Below are 15,302 nucleotides of genomic sequence, written 5' to 3'. Positions count from 1 at the left end.
GCGACAGCGCTACAACCCCGCCCACTCCTGGCGCCGAGCCAGCGCCTGGACCCAGAGGGTGATCTCGCGCTGATCGGTCTGGGTGCGCACCTCCTGATAGGCCTGCTCGGCCTCGGGAAAGCGGCGGCGCAGCAGGTTCAGCCATTGCTTGAGTCGGCCTGCGCGCTGGCGCGGCTCCAGGTCCTCGCAGACCATGTCCCAGAAGCGCTGAACCTGGGGCACGAGGTCGCTCCAGCACACCTCGGCGGCCGGGGTCTGCTCACCTTCAACGGCGGCGCGAATGGCCAGCGCCAGGCCCGGGTCGGCAACGATTCCCCGCCCCAGCATCAGGTCGCTGCAACCCGATTGCTCGCGGCAGCGCAGCGCCTCCTGCACCGTCCATATCTCGCCGTTGGCCACCACGGGCACGGTCACGGATTCGCGGATGCGCGGGATCATCTCCCAGTAGGCGGGCGGGCGGTAGCCATCGAGCTTGGTGCGGGCATGAACGACGATTTCGCAGGCACCGCCGGCCTGCATGGCCTGGGCGCATTCGGTCATCAGGGCGGTGTCGTTAAAGCCCAGCCGCATCTTGGCCGACACGGGCATGGCCGCTGGCACGGCGGCACGCACGGCGCCCACCACGCGCGCAATTTGTTCCGGGTCCTGCAGCAGCGCGGCGCCGCCGCCGTGGCGGTTGACCACCTTGGCCGGGCAGCCGAAGTTCAGGTCGATGCCCTCCGGCCCCAGGCGCGCCAGATTGGCCGCGTTGGCCGCCATGCTGTCCGGGTCCGATCCCAGCAACTGGGCCCGCACGGGCACCCCCGCCAGTGTCCGGCTGCCATTGTTCAATTCCGGCATGGTGCGCAGGAATACCTTGTCGGGCAGCAGCGTCCCCGTGACGCGGATGAACTCAGAGACGCAGCGGTCCGCACCGCCCACACGCGTGAGCACATCGCGCAGCACGAAATCAAGCAAGCCCTCCATGGGCGCCAGCAACAGTCTCATCAGCTGTGTTCCGGGGCCTGCAGCCCCGTCTTCCTGTTACAGATCAAACAATATTCCTGCGGCCCGTACTGGCCGCCTGCCCCTTCGAATCGCCCCTCATCAAGGCGGCGGCAGGCGATTGTGCCCTTGCCGCAGCAAGTTGCACCGGACCAGTTGTCATGGCTTTTTCACGCCACGGTCATTCATGTAACGTGCAATCGGGGCTTGTCGGACTCCCCTGCCCCAACCATGCTGCTGCAAAAAACCGCCAAGGCCCTTGAAGAGCTGCAGCCCGGCCGGCGCAGCCTGCCGCTGCGCGAGCGCTCGGTGCTGCTGATGGCCGATGGCCGCACCGAGGAGCAGCTGCAGCAGGTGCTGGGTGCCCAGGCCAGGGAGCTGGTACAGCAGCTGATAGACAGCGGCCATCTGCAGCGCCTGGCCGGCAATGCCATCGAAACATCGCCCCAGCCGCAGCCCCCCGCGATGGCGCCTGCCGCTGCCAGGCAACCCGCTTCACCAGGCCCTGCCGCCACGCTGAATCTGGCCGGCACACGCATGTATCTGTTCGACCTGTGCGAGCGCATGTTCGCCAACCGCCATGAGGACAAGGCCCAGGTGCTGCGCCATCTGCTGCGCGAAGCGCGCGACCTGGCGGCTCTGCAGGCCGCCGCCTTGCAGCTGCTGCAGACCGTGCAGGAGCATGCCGGCAACGAGCGCGCGGATGCGCTGCGCGAGCGGCTGCAGCATCTGCTGCCCCAGCAGGCAAACGAGTCAATGGCAGCGCAAGGCGCCTGACCGGGATGAAAGCGTGGGTGCCGGCGATCAGCGAGGCGCCAGGCGCCACAGCGAGGTGACTTCGGCAGCGCGTGCGGCGTGCAGCGGATCGACAGCGTCCGCAGCCTTCCCATGGCGCGGGCGGATGTCCTCTCGGCCCAGGACCTGCAGGCCAGCGGCCTCGATCCACTCCAGCAATTGCTCGCGCGAGCGCAGTTGCAGATGCTCGGCCAGATCCGACAGGATCAGCCAGCCTTCGCCGCCCGGCAGCAGATGCGCTGCAAGGCCTTGCACAAAGCCGCGCAGCATGCGGCTGCCTTCGTCGTAGACGGCCTGCTCCAGCAGGGAGCTGGCCTTGCCCGGCAACCACGGTGGATTGCAGACCACCAGGGCGGCCCGGCCTTCGGTGAACAGGTCTGCCTTGCGCAGGCTCACGCGCTGCGCCAATCCCAGTCGCTGCAGGTTGTCCTGCGCACAGGCCAGGGCCCGGTCGCTCAGGTCGGTGGCCACCACCTGCCGCACGCCACGGTGCAGCAAGAGAGCGGAAAGCACACCCGTGCCCGTGCCGATATCCCAGACTGCGGCATCGGCCTGCTGGGCTGCGGCCGGCAGGGGCGCCTGCGCCACCAGATCCAGGTACTCGCCGCGCACCGGGGAGAACACGCCGTAGTGCGGATGAATGCTGAACTCCGGCATGCCCGGCACAGCCAGGGCCACGCCCTTCTTGCGCCACTCATGCGCGCCCAGCGCGCCCAGCAGTTCACGCAAGGGAACGATGACGCTGCGCGCACCCTGATCGGCGGGAATGTCGCCCCAGGCCTCGCGGCAGGCCTCGCTCCAGTCCGGTGCGCGGCGCAGGGCGCAATGCCAGCTGGCATCGAGCTCGATCATCACGCTGGACAGAATGCGTGCCCGCTGCGCCAGCGCCTGGCGGTGCAGGTGGAAGGCATGAGGAAAGACAGGCTTGGCGTCTTCCTTGCCGGCCCGCCGATGGCGAGCCTTGGCGGACGTCTCACGTGCAGGCTTGTCCAGGCGGCGGCCCAGCGCCGACAGCAATTGCCTGGCATTCTGGAAATCGCCGCGCCACAGCATCGCCTGGCCTTCGCAGGCCAGGCGGTAGGCGCTGTCGGCAGACAGGCTGTCGTCGGCGATGACGATGCGGCGCGGTGCGGTCATGGTGCTGTCCGCGCGCCACAGCGCTGCCTGCGTGGCCTCGTTCTCCTGCCATTGCAGCAGGGACCAGTTCTGGGAAGAGGACAAGGCCTGCTGCTCCGTGAGTGATTTAGGGGGAAAGCGGGTCGGAGACCCGATCAGTTCAGTGCGCGCTTGAGCCGCACTTCCTCGATCTTGAGACCACCCACCTGGGCCGTCTTGGCGGTGGACATTTCGCGCTTGAAGCCGGCGAGCTCGTGAAAGCGCAGCGCGCGTTCATTGCGCAGCGGCACCCACGACGTGACATTGGTGCAGCCTTCTTCAAGCAGGCCGTCGCGTGCGGCGTCCCACAGGGCCACGCCCACACCCTGATTCCAGTGGGTAGGTGCAGCATAGATGGCCCAGATTTCACCGGTGGTCTGGCGCGACTTCTCATCGCGCGAGCGGTCGAAGCCGACGAAGCCGACGATCTTGTCGCCATCGATGGCGACCTGAACCTGGGGCTCGCAAAATTCAATGGCTTCGCGCCAATAGGCCTGGCGTTTTTCTACCGACGACATGCTCTTGAGCTGGTCATCGGGAACCAGACCTCGGTAAGCCTCCATGGCGGAAGCAGTATGGATCTGGGCAATCGCTTTTGCATCGCGGAGAGTGGCTGGACGAACCTGGATACTAGACATGGAAAAACCGAAACGAAAACAGGTGAAAATAGAAGGGCGTGATTTTCACCGGAATCGCGCTTTTTGCGTGCATCGAGCCCCTTAGCCATGCACGCAAGTACGGCTGTGCTCGTTTTCTTGCCCTCGGCTATCGGATGTGCTATGTGCTCTTCAAAAAAGAGCAGCTAGTACATGCAACACAAGGCTCGCCAAGGAATCAGTTGACAATTCCTCACGATGCAGGCATGCCCGGCAACACGCCCGATCGAGCCCTTGCTCACAGCCAGCGGCGCATCAGTTCCATGATGCGATCGAACTTCGCACCATAGGGCGGATACAGCATGGCGGCCCCTGACCAACGCGACTGCACGAACACCGCCTTCTGATGGCTCAGCCGCGCAAAGCCCTGCTCCGAATGATAGGCACCCCAACCGCTGTCGCCCACGCCACCGAAGGGCAGGTTCTCGTGCGCGAAGTGCAGCAGGGTGTCATTGACCGTCACCCCGCCGCTGATGGTGCGTGACAGCACCGCATCACGCACCTTCTCGTCGCGGCCGAACCAGTACAGCGCCAGCGGCCTGGGCCCGGCGTTGATGGCCGAGACCACGTCGTCCAGCCTGTCGTAGCTGATCACGGGCAGGATGGGGCCGAAGATCTCCTCCTGCATGAGCTGCATCTGGCTGGTGGCATTGAAGACCAGGGCCGGTGCCATCTGGCGCTCCACGGCATCACCCCAGGCCATGTCCGCCCCCTCCTGGCTGGCGCCACCGTCCTCCATCCATTCGACATGGGCGCCCATGCCCTGGGCCTGGCGCAGCATCTGCCGCAGGCGGGCCAGGTGGCGCTTGGTGAGGATGGCGGCATAGTCCGGGTTGCCGGCAAAGCGCGGGAACAGCCGCTGCGCGGCGGCGCGAAAGGCCTCGGCGAATTCGGCCTCCTGTCCACGCGGCAGCAGCACGTAGTCGGGGGCAATGCAGGTCTGGCCTGCGTTGACGAGCTTGCCATGTGCGATCTTGAGCGCTGCCTCCTTCAGGTCGCAGTCGGTGGAGACGATGCAGGGCGACTTGCCGCCCAGCTCCAGCGTGGTCGGCGTCAGGTGCGCTGCGGCCGCCTGGGCCACGCGCCGGCCCACGGCCGTCGATCCGGTGAACAGCAAATGGTCGAAGTGCAGGCCCGAGAACTGCGTGGCCACGCTCACATCGCCCTCGATCACGGCGAACTCCTCGGGCGCAAAGAACTGCCCCACCAGCGCGGCCAGTTGCGCCGACGTGTGCGGCGTGAGTTCGCTGGGCTTGAGCATGACGCGGTTGCCCGCGGCCAGGGCCGTGATGGCAGGCCCCAGCGCCAGCTGCACCGGATAGTTCCACGGAGAGATCACCCCCACCACGCCCAGCGGCTGGCGCTCTATCCACCCACGGCCCGGCATGAGCATCAGCGGCGTGCGCACCCGCTGGCGCCCCGACCAGCGCGCCAGATGGCGCAGCGTGTGCTTGAGCAGGTTGCGCAGCACGAACAGCTCCACCATCTCGGTCAACCGTGGCGAGCGCATGCCGAAGTCGGCCTGCACTGCGGCAGCCAGCACGGGGCCGTGCTCGTCCAGCAGCTTTTGCATGCGCAGCAGCCTCTCGCGGCGCACCAGCAGCGGCACGTCCACCTGCGCCCGGCTGGCCTGGTACTGAAGTTCGAAGACGCGATGAAGATCCATCTGGGTCATAGGGCTCAATGGTAAGAAGACGCGGCAGACGCTCTCATGCTGCACAGGCCGCCTGCGGGTTGGCTGGATACGGCGGCAAGCAGCCAGAACGGCTCGGAGAAAAAAAAGGGAGCCTTGCACGGGCTCCCGAGGGTTACAGACTATACGGGCCGATATGCGCGGCCTGGGGGCGAAGATGCGCAGGCCGCGTAAAGGCTGCAGCAAGACGCTTCAGGGCTCGCGCACTTCACGGGGCTGAACGTCGGTCACCTCGCCCGCTCCCGGCAGCACGCCTGCGCCTGCACCTGCGCGACGGCCACCGCCTTCAGCCGCGCCGTAGGCGCGCTGCGGGCGCTGGGCCATCCACTCGGAGCCGGAGCGGTAGACGGTCTGCCAGCCAGCCCGCGGGCTCATGCGCATGGCCCAGGGCATGACCGGCTGGCCGGTGAGCCTGGCCCACAGCGCCCGCACGGCCCAGACCAGGGCCAGCAGCGCCGCTGCGGTGAGCAGGCTGACAAAGAAGACCAGACCCACAAGCATCAGCAGGATGCGAACGGCCCAGCGGGTCAGGGTGGCGACGAAATCGTTCAAAGCAAAGCCTTTCTTGGCTGGCCCGGTGCGTCAGGCGGAGTCTGCCGCATCGAACCGGAATACGCCCGGTTCCTGTACCGGGTCCACATGCACCGCAATCGTGCTCTTGGGCGGGAAGCGCCCTTCGAGCAGCAGTTTCGACAACGGATTTTCGATCCGCTGCTGTATCGCGCGCTTGAGCGGCCGGGCCCCGAAAACGGGATCGAAGCCCACCTTGGCCAGTTCGGCCAGTGCCTGGTCGGACACCTGCAGCGCAAGGTCCATTTTCTCCAAACGCCGCTCCAGCAGCTTGAGCTGAATCCTTGCGATCGACTCGATATTCTTCGCGTCGAGCGCGTGGAACACCACGGTCTCGTCGATGCGGTTGAGGAATTCGGGTCGGAAATGGTTCTTGAGTTCCCCCCAGACCGCGTCTTTCACATCATCGTAATCCTCGCCGACCATGGCCTGAATCAGCAAAGAGCCTATGTTGCTCGTCATCACGATGACCGTATTCTTGAAGTCCACGGTGCGGCCCTGGCCGTCGGTCAGCCGGCCGTCGTCCAGTACCTGCAGCAGCACGTTGAAGACGTCGGGATGGGCCTTCTCCACCTCGTCGAGCAGCAGCACGCTGTAGGGCTTGCGGCGAACGGCCTCGGTCAGGTAGCCGCCTTCCTCGTAGCCCACGTAGCCGGGCGGCGCGCCGATCAGGCGGGCCACGGAATGCTTTTCCATGAACTCGCTCATGTCGATGCGCACCAGATGGTCTTCGCTGTCGAACAGGAAGCCGGCCAGCGCCTTGCACAGTTCCGTCTTGCCCACGCCCGTGGGGCCCAGGAACAGGAAGGAACCGGTGGGCCGGTTGGGATCGGACAGGCCCGAGCGCGAACGGCGGATGGCGTTGGCCACGGCCGAGATGGCCTCGTCCTGGCCGACGACGCGGTCATGCAGTCGGTCTTCCATGCGCAGCAGCTTGTCCTTCTCGCCCTGCATCATCTTGGCCACGGGAATGCCCGTGGCACGGCTGACCACCTCGGCAATCTCCTCGGCGCCCACATGGGTGCGCAGCAATCTGTGGGCGGGCGCACCGCCCTGCCCTTGCTCGCTGGCCTGGGCTTCATTGAGCTGCTTTTCCAGCGAGGGCAGCTTGCCGTACTGCAGCTCGGCCACCTTGTTGAAGTCGCCCTTGCGCTTGAGCTCCTCGATCTGGATGCGGATCTGGTCGATCTCCTTGCGGATCTGCTCGGAGCCCTGGGCGCTGGCCTTCTCGCTCTTCCACACGTCTTCGAGGTCGGCGTACTCGCGCTCCAGGCTGCCGAGTTCCTCCTCGATCAGCTGCAGGCGCTTTTGCGAGGCCTCGTCCTTTTCCTTCTTCATGGCCTCGCGCTCGATCTTGAGCTGGATCATGCGGCGCTCGAGCTTGTCCATGACCTCGGGCTTGGAGTCGATCTCGATCTTGATCTTGGCCGCAGCCTCGTCGATCAGGTCGATGGCCTTGTCGGGCAGGAAGCGGTCGGTGATGTAGCGGTGGCTCAGCTCGGCCGCAGCCACGATGGCCGGGTCGGTGATGTCCACGCCGTGGTGGGCCTCGTAGCGCACCTGCAGTCCGCGCAGGATGGCGATGGTGTCCTCCACGGAAGGCTCTTCGACCAGCACCTTCTGGAAGCGCCGCTCCAGCGCCGCATCCTTTTCGATGTACTTGCGGTATTCATCGAGCGTGGTCGCGCCGATGCAGTGCAGCTCGCCGCGCGCCAGGGCCGGCTTGAGCATGTTGCCCGCATCCATGGCGCCGTCGGCCTTGCCGGCACCGACCATGGTGTGGATCTCGTCGATGAACAGGATGATGCGGCCCTCTTCCTGGGCCACTTCCTTGAGCACGGACTTCAGGCGTTCCTCGAAGTCGCCACGGTATTTGGCGCCGGCCAGCAGGCCTGCCATGTCCAGCGACAGCACGCGCTTGTTCTTGAGGCTTTCGGGCACCTCGCCGGCCACGATGCGCTGGGCCAGGCCCTCGACGATGGCGGTCTTGCCCACACCGGGCTCGCCGATGAGCACGGGGTTGTTCTTGCTGCGGCGCTGCAGCACCTGGATGGAGCGGCGGATTTCGTCGTCACGCCCGATCACCGGATCGAGCTTGCCGATGCGCGCGCGCTCGGTCAGGTCCATGGTGTATTTCTTGAGGGCCTCGCGCTGGCCTTCGCCTTCGGCGCTGTCCATGGTCTGGCCGCCGCGCACGGCGTTGATGGCCGACTCCAGGCTGGAGCGCGTCACGCCGCTTTCCTTGAGCAATTGGCCTGCGCGCGTGGAAGAGCCGCTGCTGTCGGTCAGCGCCAGCAGGAACAGCTCACTGGCAATGAACTGGTCGCCGCGCTTGAGGGCTTCTTTCTCGGTCGCCTGCAGCAGCCGGCCCAGCTCGGAGCCGACCTGCACCTGGTCCTGGTGCTGCACGCGCGGCAGATCTGCCAGGGCCTTCTCGGCCGCGGCCTGCAGCTGGCCCACGTTGGCGCCGGCGCGCTGCAAGAGCGAGCGCGGACCATCGTCCTGGCGCAGCAGCGCCACGAGCAGGTGCAGGGGTTCGATGTTGGATTGGTCACCGCCCAGGGCCAGCGTTTGCGCGTCGGCCAGGGCTTCCTGGAACTTGGTTGTCAGTTTGTCGATTCGCATGGTGTTTCTTTTCGCTCCTGAAACAGGGTCATTGCGATTTATCTGATACCGGCAGGGCAAATTTCAAGCCATGCCCAACCCGCAAGGACAGACGCTTGCGCCAGATCAAGGCCGGCGAGGCCGCCATCCTTCTCAAGCATTGCGCTGAAAGATCGAGAACTGCGTAGGCGTAACGCCCAAATGCGCCCGGAAGCTGCGCACCAGGTGGCTGGCGCTGGAAAAACCGCAATCCAGCGCCAGCTCGGCCAGCGGCGGCACGTTGCGCGCAGACAGGGCGCGCCGTGCCCGTGCCAGGCGCTGCTGCAGCACCCATTCGTGCACCGTGCAGCCCATGCTCTGGCGGAACATGCGCGCGAAATGGAATTCGGAAAGGCAGGCCTGTCTCGCCAGTGCCGGCAGCGACACGGCCTTGGAGTCATGCAGATGCGCCTCGATATGGGCAAGCACCCTGCGCCGCACGGCCGCAGAGAGCCCGCCCAGCGGCCGCTGCAGCGCCTGCACCTGGCGCGGCGTGGCGGACTGCAGCACCAGCCGGTCCACCAGCTGCTGGCCAATGGCATCGGCCGCCAGTTGCTGCTGCGGGTCCTGCCAGTCCAGTTGCATCAGCGCACGGGCACCGGCGTGGAAGGCCTGATCGTCCCCGTAGATCTGCGCACGCAAGGTGCGCGAGCGGGGCTCGGCATCCAGCATGCGGACCACGCGCCCCGCCCAGGCCAGGTCGGACACATACAGGTGCAGGAACTGCACGGGCGATCGCACCAGCCAGTGCGATTCGTCCTCTGGCGTGAAGATGCAGATGCGCCCCGGCGCCCCCATGGCCTCGGGCCGCGCCTTGAGTTGCGAGCCCTCGCCGCCGGCCAGGTAGACCGACAGCGTGTGGTGACCGGGCTGGCAGTAGCGCACCTCGTCGTCCACATTGGCCCAGACGGCCAGCTCCACCCCCTCGCTCAGGCGCACGCGCCGCTGCAGCCGGGCCTTGGAGCGTGACAGCACCTGGCACAGGTGGCTGGAGGGCAGCTCGGGCAGCGGCGTGGGCGTCATGGCAGCGATTGTGGTCCCGCAGCCATACCGACGCATGGCGCCAGGCCATCAAACCGCAGGAATCTGCCATGCCCGCCCAGCCTGCGGCGCCATCATCACCGGCCATGACTGCCACCCTCTATGCCCTGGTCGTGCTGATCTGGGGTTCGACCTGGATCGCCCTGAAGCTGCAGCTGGGCGCCGTGCCCGTGGAGCTGTCCATTGCCTACCGCTTTGCGCTGGCCGCCGTGCTGATGTTCGCCTGGCTGGCCTGGTCGCGCCAGCTGCGCGTGCCACGCGGCCCGGCGCTGCCGCGCGTGCTGGCCCAGGGCCTGTGCCTGTTCAGCTTCAACTTCGTGTGCTTCATGCATGCCAGCGAGACGCTGGCCAGCGGCCTGGCCGCCGTGGTGTTCTCCAGCGCCAATCTCTGGAACGCGCTGCTGGCGCGCATCATCCACGGCCGCAGGCTGGCGCGCCATGTGCTGGCCGGCAGCCTCTTCGGCCTTGCAGGCCTGGTGGCGCTGTTCTGGCCCGAGCTGCGCGCAGGCCGGCATGCCAGCCTGCCCGGCCTGGCCTGGGCGGTGCTGGGCACGCTGTGCTTTTCCTGCGGGAACATGCTGTCGGCCTCGCTGCAGTCCATGGGCTGGCGGCCGGCACAGACCAATGCCTGGGGCATGCTGGCCGGCACGCTGCTGCTGACCGGCTATGCGCTGGTGGCAGGCCTGCCCTGGCGCTTCGATGCCAGCTGGACCTATGTGGGCTCCTGGCTGTACCTGGCCATTCCGGGCTCGGTGATCGCGTTCACGGCCTACCTGACCCTGGTCGGACGCCTGGGCCCCGAGAAGGCGGCGTATGCGACGGTGCTGTTCCCCATCGTTGCGCTCAGTATCTCGGCCCTTTTCGAAGGCTATGTGTGGACGCCGCTGGCCGTGGGTGGCCTGCTGCTGGTGATGTTCGGCAACCTGCTGGTGTTCCGGCCGCCGCAATGGTTGCGGGGTGCCGCACTGCGCAGGGCCTGAAGCGTCAGCTCACTGGCGCCAGCGCGCCAGCGCCTCTTCGTCGCTGACGCGCGCATCCACCCAGCGCGCGCCCTCGGGCGTCTGTTCCTTTTTCCAGAAAGGCGCCAGCGACTTGAGGTAGTCCATGATGTATTCGCAGGCCTGGAAAGCCATGCCCCGGTGCGATGCGGTGACGGCCACGAGCACGATCTGGTCCATGGGCTGCAGCGGGCCGATGCGGTGGATGACGCGCGCGCCATGGATGCCGAAGCGCTGCACGGCCTCGTCGATGATGGCCTCGATGGATTTCTCGGTCATGCCCGGGTAGTGCTCCAGCTCCATGCTGGCCACGGTGGCGCCCTCGTTGCGGTCGCGCACGGTGCCTATGAAGCTGCAGACCGCCCCCACGCGGGCGTCGCCGGAGCGCAGGGCGGCGAGTTCGGCCGATACGTCGAAATCCTCGGTCTGGATGGATACACGGGCTGCTTGCATGCCCGCATTGTCGCAGGGCGGCGGCGCGCCAGAAGGCGATGAACGCGGTAGCATTGCCCTCCCCCGCCCCCAGCGCTTTTTTGCTGCGGCGGGCCACGCATGGCCACACTCACGATCACCACCCCCGAATACACGCTCTATCCCTCGCCGCGCAACGAGCAGCGCGTGGTCTACGAGCACCAGCTGTTCGTGCCCCATCCCTACACCATCATCCACCTGCCCGACTACGGCTTTCGCGGCAAGGCCACGCTGTTTGCAGCCCACCGGCTGGGCGACGGCAAGATGGGCCAGCTGGTGAGCTGCGAGCTGGCCGAAGACATCGCACGCTTCGAACGCCTGTTCGAACCCGATTGAGGCGCGCCATGGACGAGACCAGCCAGATACAGCCGCCGCCGAGCTTTGCCGCCCTGTATGCCGACCGGCACGGCCGGCTCAAGGCATCGATTGCAGACGTGGTCGGGCGCTATGAACTGTGCGAGGACCTGGCCAGCCACCTGGTCGAGCAGGCACAGACGCTTTACCACTCGGGCAATTCCTCGGAGCAAGGCGTGCTGCTGGGCATGCACGCCGGCCTGGCTGCCGAAGGCTCCATCGTCAGCCCCGGCGAGGCACGCTGGATCGTGCAGCGCCTGGCCGAGCTGCTGGAGTGGCAGGCACCGCTGCTGCCCGATGCATAACCCGTCCCGGCGGCGAAGGCGCAGCCTGAAGGTCACCACCGAGGCGCTCAGGCGCGCTACACTGCGCGCCATGCCTGCAATCTTTGACTTCCCCACATGCCACGGTGATGCCGTGCGCCTGTGCCTGGGCAAAGCCTGCAAACCCCAGCTCGTCTGACCGGAGCTGAGGTTCCGTCCAGATGAGCGACGGAACCGGCCCGGCAGCCTCCATCTCCCCTTCCCGCATCCCTTCAGGCGCCTGCCTTTCCGCCCTCGGTCTGGCCGGTGGCTGCGTCCGGTCGTTCATTGTTTGAATCACCCGAAGGGATCTTCCATGTCTTTGCCTTCCACCACCTCGCCACAAGCCCGATTCCAGGGGCTGTGGCTTCCGCTGGTCACGCCCTTTCTTCCTGGAGATGAGGCGGCGGTGGACCACGGGGCGCTGCGCGCCCTGGTGCAGCACTACAACGCCAGCGGCATCGCCGGCTACGTGGCCTGCGGCTCGACCGCCGAGGCCGCCGCGCTGAGCGAAGCGGAGCACGATGCCGCCCTGTCCACCATCCTCTCAGCGGCCCAGGGCATGCCCGTGGTCATGGGCGTTTCGGACTGCCACCTGGGGCATGCGCTGGCCCGCGTTCAGGCACTGAACGCCCTGCCGCTGGCAGGCATTCTGGTGCCCGCGCCGCATTACATACGCCCGTCGCAGGCAGGCCTGCTGCAGTGGTTCACGGCGATTGCCGAGCGCAGCGCCCATCCGGTCATCGTCTACGACATTCCCTACCGCACCGGCGTGGTGCTGGAGCTGGCCACGCTGCGTGCGCTGGCCGCACATGAGCGCATCGTGGCCATCAAGGATTGCGGGGGCGATGCCGCCAAGACCCAGGCACTGATCGCCGATGGGCAACTGCAGGTGCTGGCCGGCGAAGACGCGCAGATCTTTTCCACGCTGGCCCTGGGCGGCGCGGGAGCGATTGCTGCCAGCGCGCACGCGCATACAGGGCACTTCGTCGAGCTGATGCAATGCCTGGAGCGCGGCGACCTGCCCGCTGCCCGTGCGCTGTGGCAGCCGCTGCAGCCGCACATCGCCGCCTGCTTTGCCGAGCCCAACCCCGCCCCCATCAAGGCCTTGCTGGCGCAGCAGGGCCGAATGCGGGCAACGCTGCGGGCGCCCATGCAGCCGGCATCGGCCGCGCTGGCGCAGCGGCTGGCCGGGATTCAGCTGCCGCTGCTGCCGTCCGCAGACAGTGTTGCCGAACGCAGGTCGGCGTAGCGGTTCAGGATGCGCTGCACCTGACCGTGCGTCCACTCGCCGCCCCGGGCCGCGGCAATGCCGCGCGCATTGAGTTCGGCGGCCATGGCGCGGTGCGTCAGGCCGCGCGCCTGCAGTTCGGCGAACAGCGCCTCATGCTGCTGGGCAAAGGCATCGGCCGTGGATTTGCGCTTTTCCACGGTGGCGCGCAGGTTGTCTGCGCCTGCGCGGCCCAGTTGCACGCCGCGCGCCTTGGCTTCGGACAAGGCCTTGCGCGTGCGTGCGCTGATGGCCTGGTCCACGGGCTTGTCGGTGGTCATTTGGGTCAACCTCCGGTCACGGGGGGGAAGAAAGCCACCTCGTCCCCCTGCCGAATGGCGGCACCGGCATCGCACAGGACCTGGTTCAGCGCCATGCGCACGGCCTTGCCAGGGGCCAGCGCTTCGGCGGCTGCACCGCCACGCGCAATCAGTTCCTCACGCAGCGCGCCCACGGTGGCGGCCTCGGTGGACAGGGTTTCGCTGCCCGTGCCCAGGGCTTCGCGGATGGAGGCGAAATAGCGCACGGTGATGGTGATGGCGATGGGGACGGCCTGGCTCATGACAGCAGCTCCGAAAAGGCGATGAAGCGCACCCGGTCGCCCGGCGCAATGGCCTGGCCCGGCGGGTTGTCCACCACGCCATCGCCCCAGGCCGCCGAGGTCAGCACGCCCGAACTCTGGTTGCGGAACAGCTCCAGCCCGCCGCTGTCGTTGTAGCGCACGCGCAGGAATTCGCGGCGCTTGTCCCCGCGCGGCCAATGGAAGTCGGCGCGCACCTCGACCGAGCGTGGCAGCGCCTGCTGCACGCCCTGCAGGCGCAGCACGAAGGGGCGCACCAGCAAAAGGAAGGTGACGAAGCTGGAGACCGGATTGCCGGGCAGGCCGATGAAGTGGGCAAAGCCTTCACCTTCGCGGTTCACACGGCCATAGGCGAAGGGCTTGCCGGGCTTGACCGCGATCTGCCAGAGGTCGAGCTGGCCCAGCGCCTGCACGGCGGGCTTGACATGGTCTTCTTCGCCGACAGACACCCCGCCGCTGGTCAGGATCAGGTCATGCGCGCAGGCCGCCTCGCGCAAAGCATCCACAGTGGCCTCGCGCCGGTCGGGGACGATGCCGAAGTCGGTGACCTCGCAGCCCATGCGCTGCAGCAGGGCGCGAAGGAAGAATCGGTTGCTGTTGTAGATGCTGCCGGGCGGCATCTGCTCGGGCGCCACGGTGCCCGGCATGACCAGCTCGTCGCCCGTGGAGAACAGGGCCACGCGCGGCTTGCGTGCCACGCGCAAAGAGGCCAGGCCGATGCTGGCGGCCAGGCCCAGCTCGGCCGGCGACAGGCGCGTGCCGGCCGCGATGACGGTGGCGCCGCGCCGGATGTCCTCGCCCGAGCGGCGTATCCATTGCCCGGCCTCGGGCCGCGCCTTGATGCGCACGCGGCCGTCTTCCAGGACTTCGCAGTCTTCCTGCATGACGATGGCATCGGCACCTTCGGGCACCGGAGCCCCCGTGAAGATGCGCGCCACCGTGCCCACGGCCAGCGGCTGGCCCACGGCGCCTGCGGGGATGCGCTGCGAGACGGGCAGCTCGGCATTGCCCTGGGTGCATTCGGCGCTGCGCACGGCGTAGCCGTCCATGGCGCTGTTGTCCTGGGGCGGCACTTGCAGCGGCGAGACGGCGTCGACCCGCAGCACGCGGCCATCGGCGTCAAAGCAGTCCACGGTGTCATCGCCAGCCAGCGGCAGTGCCTGGGCCAGCAGTTCGGCCAGCGCTTCATCGAGGGGCTTGAGCGGGGCTCGCATGGTTTTTCTCCTAGTCTTGGCCGCTGTCAGGTGCACGGTAGCGCAGGCGCTCCCCCTGATCCAGCAGCCATTGCAGTATCTGCGCTGGCGCGTTGAGGTCCAGCACGGGCTGGCGCGGCGGCTCGGGCAGGCGGGCCGGCGCATCGGTTGCCACGGCCAGCACATGGGGATCGTGCGGGAACAAAGGCGCCTGGGTCTTGCCGGCGCTGGTGCGCTCGGGCTGCTCGCGCCAGATTTCTATCTTGGGCAGGTCGGCGTGCTTGAAACCCTCTACCAGCACCCAGTCCACGAGGGGGTCCAGCTCGGCCAGCATGTCGTGCACCGACAGCTCCGTGGGCCGGGGGAATTCGCGCATCAGCGCCAGACGGCGATCGGAAGCCAGCACCACCTCATAGGCACCCGCCTTGCGGTGGCGCCAGCTGTCCTTGCCCTCGTGATCGACATCGAAATGGTGGTGGGCATGCTTGACCACCGAAACGCTGAGCCCCTGCGCACGCATCAGCGTGATCAGGGGCTCCACCAGGCTGGTCTTGCCCGAGCCGGAGTAGCCGGCAAAGCCGATGACCTTCATCGCCA

Annotated in this window: 17 protein-coding genes; 5 read left to right on the top strand and 12 right to left on the bottom strand. The window is 67.2% G+C overall.

The genetic code is table 11. The features are described from left to right. Positions 1-9: 9 nt before the first annotated feature. Positions 10-987 carry a tRNA dihydrouridine synthase gene (locus GRX31_RS07870; protein ID WP_016447731.1) on the bottom strand — a complete coding sequence of 326 codons (978 nt, stop codon included), beginning with the start codon at positions 985-987 and terminating at the stop codon, positions 10-12. Between the two features lie 228 nt (positions 988-1,215). Here GRX31_RS07870 and GRX31_RS07865 point away from each other — a divergent pair, with 228 nt between their 5' ends. After that, on the top strand, positions 1,216-1,761 hold the full coding sequence (locus tag GRX31_RS07865; protein ID WP_154833697.1) for a hypothetical protein: 546 nt from the start codon (positions 1,216-1,218) through the stop codon (positions 1,759-1,761). Between the two features lie 27 nt (positions 1,762-1,788). Here GRX31_RS07865 and GRX31_RS07860 read toward each other — a convergent pair whose 3' ends face one another. From GRX31_RS07860 to GRX31_RS07835, 6 genes are all read right to left on the bottom strand, one after another. Continuing rightward, entirely contained in the window at positions 1,789-3,000 is a 1,212-nt protein-coding gene (locus GRX31_RS07860) for a N5-glutamine methyltransferase family protein (RefSeq protein WP_160852094.1), read from the bottom strand. Positions 3,001-3,050: 50 nt separating this feature from the next. Continuing rightward, entirely contained in the window at positions 3,051-3,572 is a 522-nt protein-coding gene (locus tag GRX31_RS07855; RefSeq protein WP_026062042.1) for a GNAT family N-acetyltransferase, read from the bottom strand. Between the two features lie 256 nt (positions 3,573-3,828). Beyond that, the gene (locus GRX31_RS07850) at positions 3,829-5,265 is read right to left on the bottom strand and encodes an aldehyde dehydrogenase family protein (RefSeq protein WP_016447735.1); all 1,437 of its coding nucleotides are present in this window, start codon (positions 5,263-5,265) and stop codon (positions 3,829-3,831) included. A 210-nt stretch (positions 5,266-5,475) separates the two neighbouring features. After that, the gene (locus GRX31_RS07845; RefSeq protein ID WP_016447736.1) at positions 5,476-5,835 is read right to left on the bottom strand and encodes a hypothetical protein; all 360 of its coding nucleotides are present in this window, start codon (positions 5,833-5,835) and stop codon (positions 5,476-5,478) included. 30 nt (positions 5,836-5,865) lie between these two features. Continuing rightward, positions 5,866-8,478: an ATP-dependent chaperone ClpB gene (gene clpB, locus GRX31_RS07840; RefSeq protein WP_160852092.1), complete on the bottom strand. Its 2,613-nt coding sequence runs from the start codon at positions 8,476-8,478 to the stop codon at positions 5,866-5,868. 132 nt (positions 8,479-8,610) lie between these two features. Then, a complete protein-coding gene (locus tag GRX31_RS07835; protein WP_017404082.1) occupies positions 8,611-9,519 on the bottom strand; it encodes an AraC family transcriptional regulator in 909 nt (302 codons plus the stop codon). Positions 9,520-9,623: 104 nt separating this feature from the next. Here GRX31_RS07835 and GRX31_RS07830 point away from each other — a divergent pair, with 104 nt between their 5' ends. Next, positions 9,624-10,517: a DMT family transporter gene (locus GRX31_RS07830; RefSeq protein WP_236884552.1), complete on the top strand. Its 894-nt coding sequence runs from the start codon at positions 9,624-9,626 to the stop codon at positions 10,515-10,517. 9 nt (positions 10,518-10,526) lie between these two features. On the opposite strand, the gene moaE is transcribed toward GRX31_RS07830, so the two are convergent. Further along, entirely contained in the window at positions 10,527-10,988 is a 462-nt protein-coding gene (gene moaE / locus GRX31_RS07825; protein WP_017404080.1) for a molybdopterin synthase catalytic subunit MoaE, read from the bottom strand. Between the two features lie 99 nt (positions 10,989-11,087). On the opposite strand from moaE, the gene GRX31_RS07820 reads away from it, so the two are divergent. From GRX31_RS07820 to dapA, 3 genes are all read left to right on the top strand, one after another. After that, entirely contained in the window at positions 11,088-11,342 is a 255-nt protein-coding gene (locus GRX31_RS07820) for a hypothetical protein (RefSeq protein ID WP_016447741.1), read from the top strand. Between the two features lie 8 nt (positions 11,343-11,350). Next, on the top strand, positions 11,351-11,665 hold the full coding sequence (locus GRX31_RS07815; protein WP_160852090.1) for a hypothetical protein: 315 nt from the start codon (positions 11,351-11,353) through the stop codon (positions 11,663-11,665). Positions 11,666-11,978: 313 nt separating this feature from the next. Beyond that, positions 11,979-12,914, top strand: a complete 936-nt coding sequence (gene dapA, locus GRX31_RS07810; RefSeq protein ID WP_016451198.1) for a 4-hydroxy-tetrahydrodipicolinate synthase — start codon at positions 11,979-11,981, stop codon at positions 12,912-12,914. Here dapA and GRX31_RS07805 read toward each other — a convergent pair. The 4 genes from GRX31_RS07805 to mobB are packed head-to-tail and all read right to left on the bottom strand — an operon-like array spanning position 12,860 to position 15,297. Continuing rightward, positions 12,860-13,213, bottom strand: a complete 354-nt coding sequence (locus GRX31_RS07805) for a recombinase family protein (protein WP_017404077.1) — start codon at positions 13,211-13,213, stop codon at positions 12,860-12,862. The genes dapA and GRX31_RS07805 overlap by 55 nt on opposite strands. 5 nt (positions 13,214-13,218) lie before the next feature. Next, positions 13,219-13,494, bottom strand: coding sequence for a molybdopterin converting factor subunit 1 (gene moaD / locus GRX31_RS07800; RefSeq protein WP_013801032.1), 276 nt, complete (start codon positions 13,492-13,494; stop codon positions 13,219-13,221). Further along, positions 13,491-14,726: a molybdopterin molybdotransferase MoeA gene (locus tag GRX31_RS07795; RefSeq protein ID WP_160852089.1), complete on the bottom strand. Its 1,236-nt coding sequence runs from the start codon at positions 14,724-14,726 to the stop codon at positions 13,491-13,493. Before GRX31_RS07795 ends, moaD begins: the two co-directional genes overlap by 4 nt. 10 nt (positions 14,727-14,736) lie before the next feature. Then, a complete protein-coding gene (gene mobB / locus GRX31_RS07790; protein ID WP_016447747.1) occupies positions 14,737-15,297 on the bottom strand; it encodes a molybdopterin-guanine dinucleotide biosynthesis protein B in 561 nt (186 codons plus the stop codon). Between the last annotated feature and the right edge of the window lie 5 nt (positions 15,298-15,302).

Origin of the sequence: Delftia sp. CH05, from assembly GCF_009827015.1 — a bacterium.
In the GTDB taxonomy this organism is placed as follows: domain Bacteria; phylum Pseudomonadota; class Gammaproteobacteria; order Burkholderiales; family Burkholderiaceae_C; genus Comamonas; species Comamonas tsuruhatensis.
This window is presented reverse-complemented; position numbering and strand designations above follow the sequence as displayed.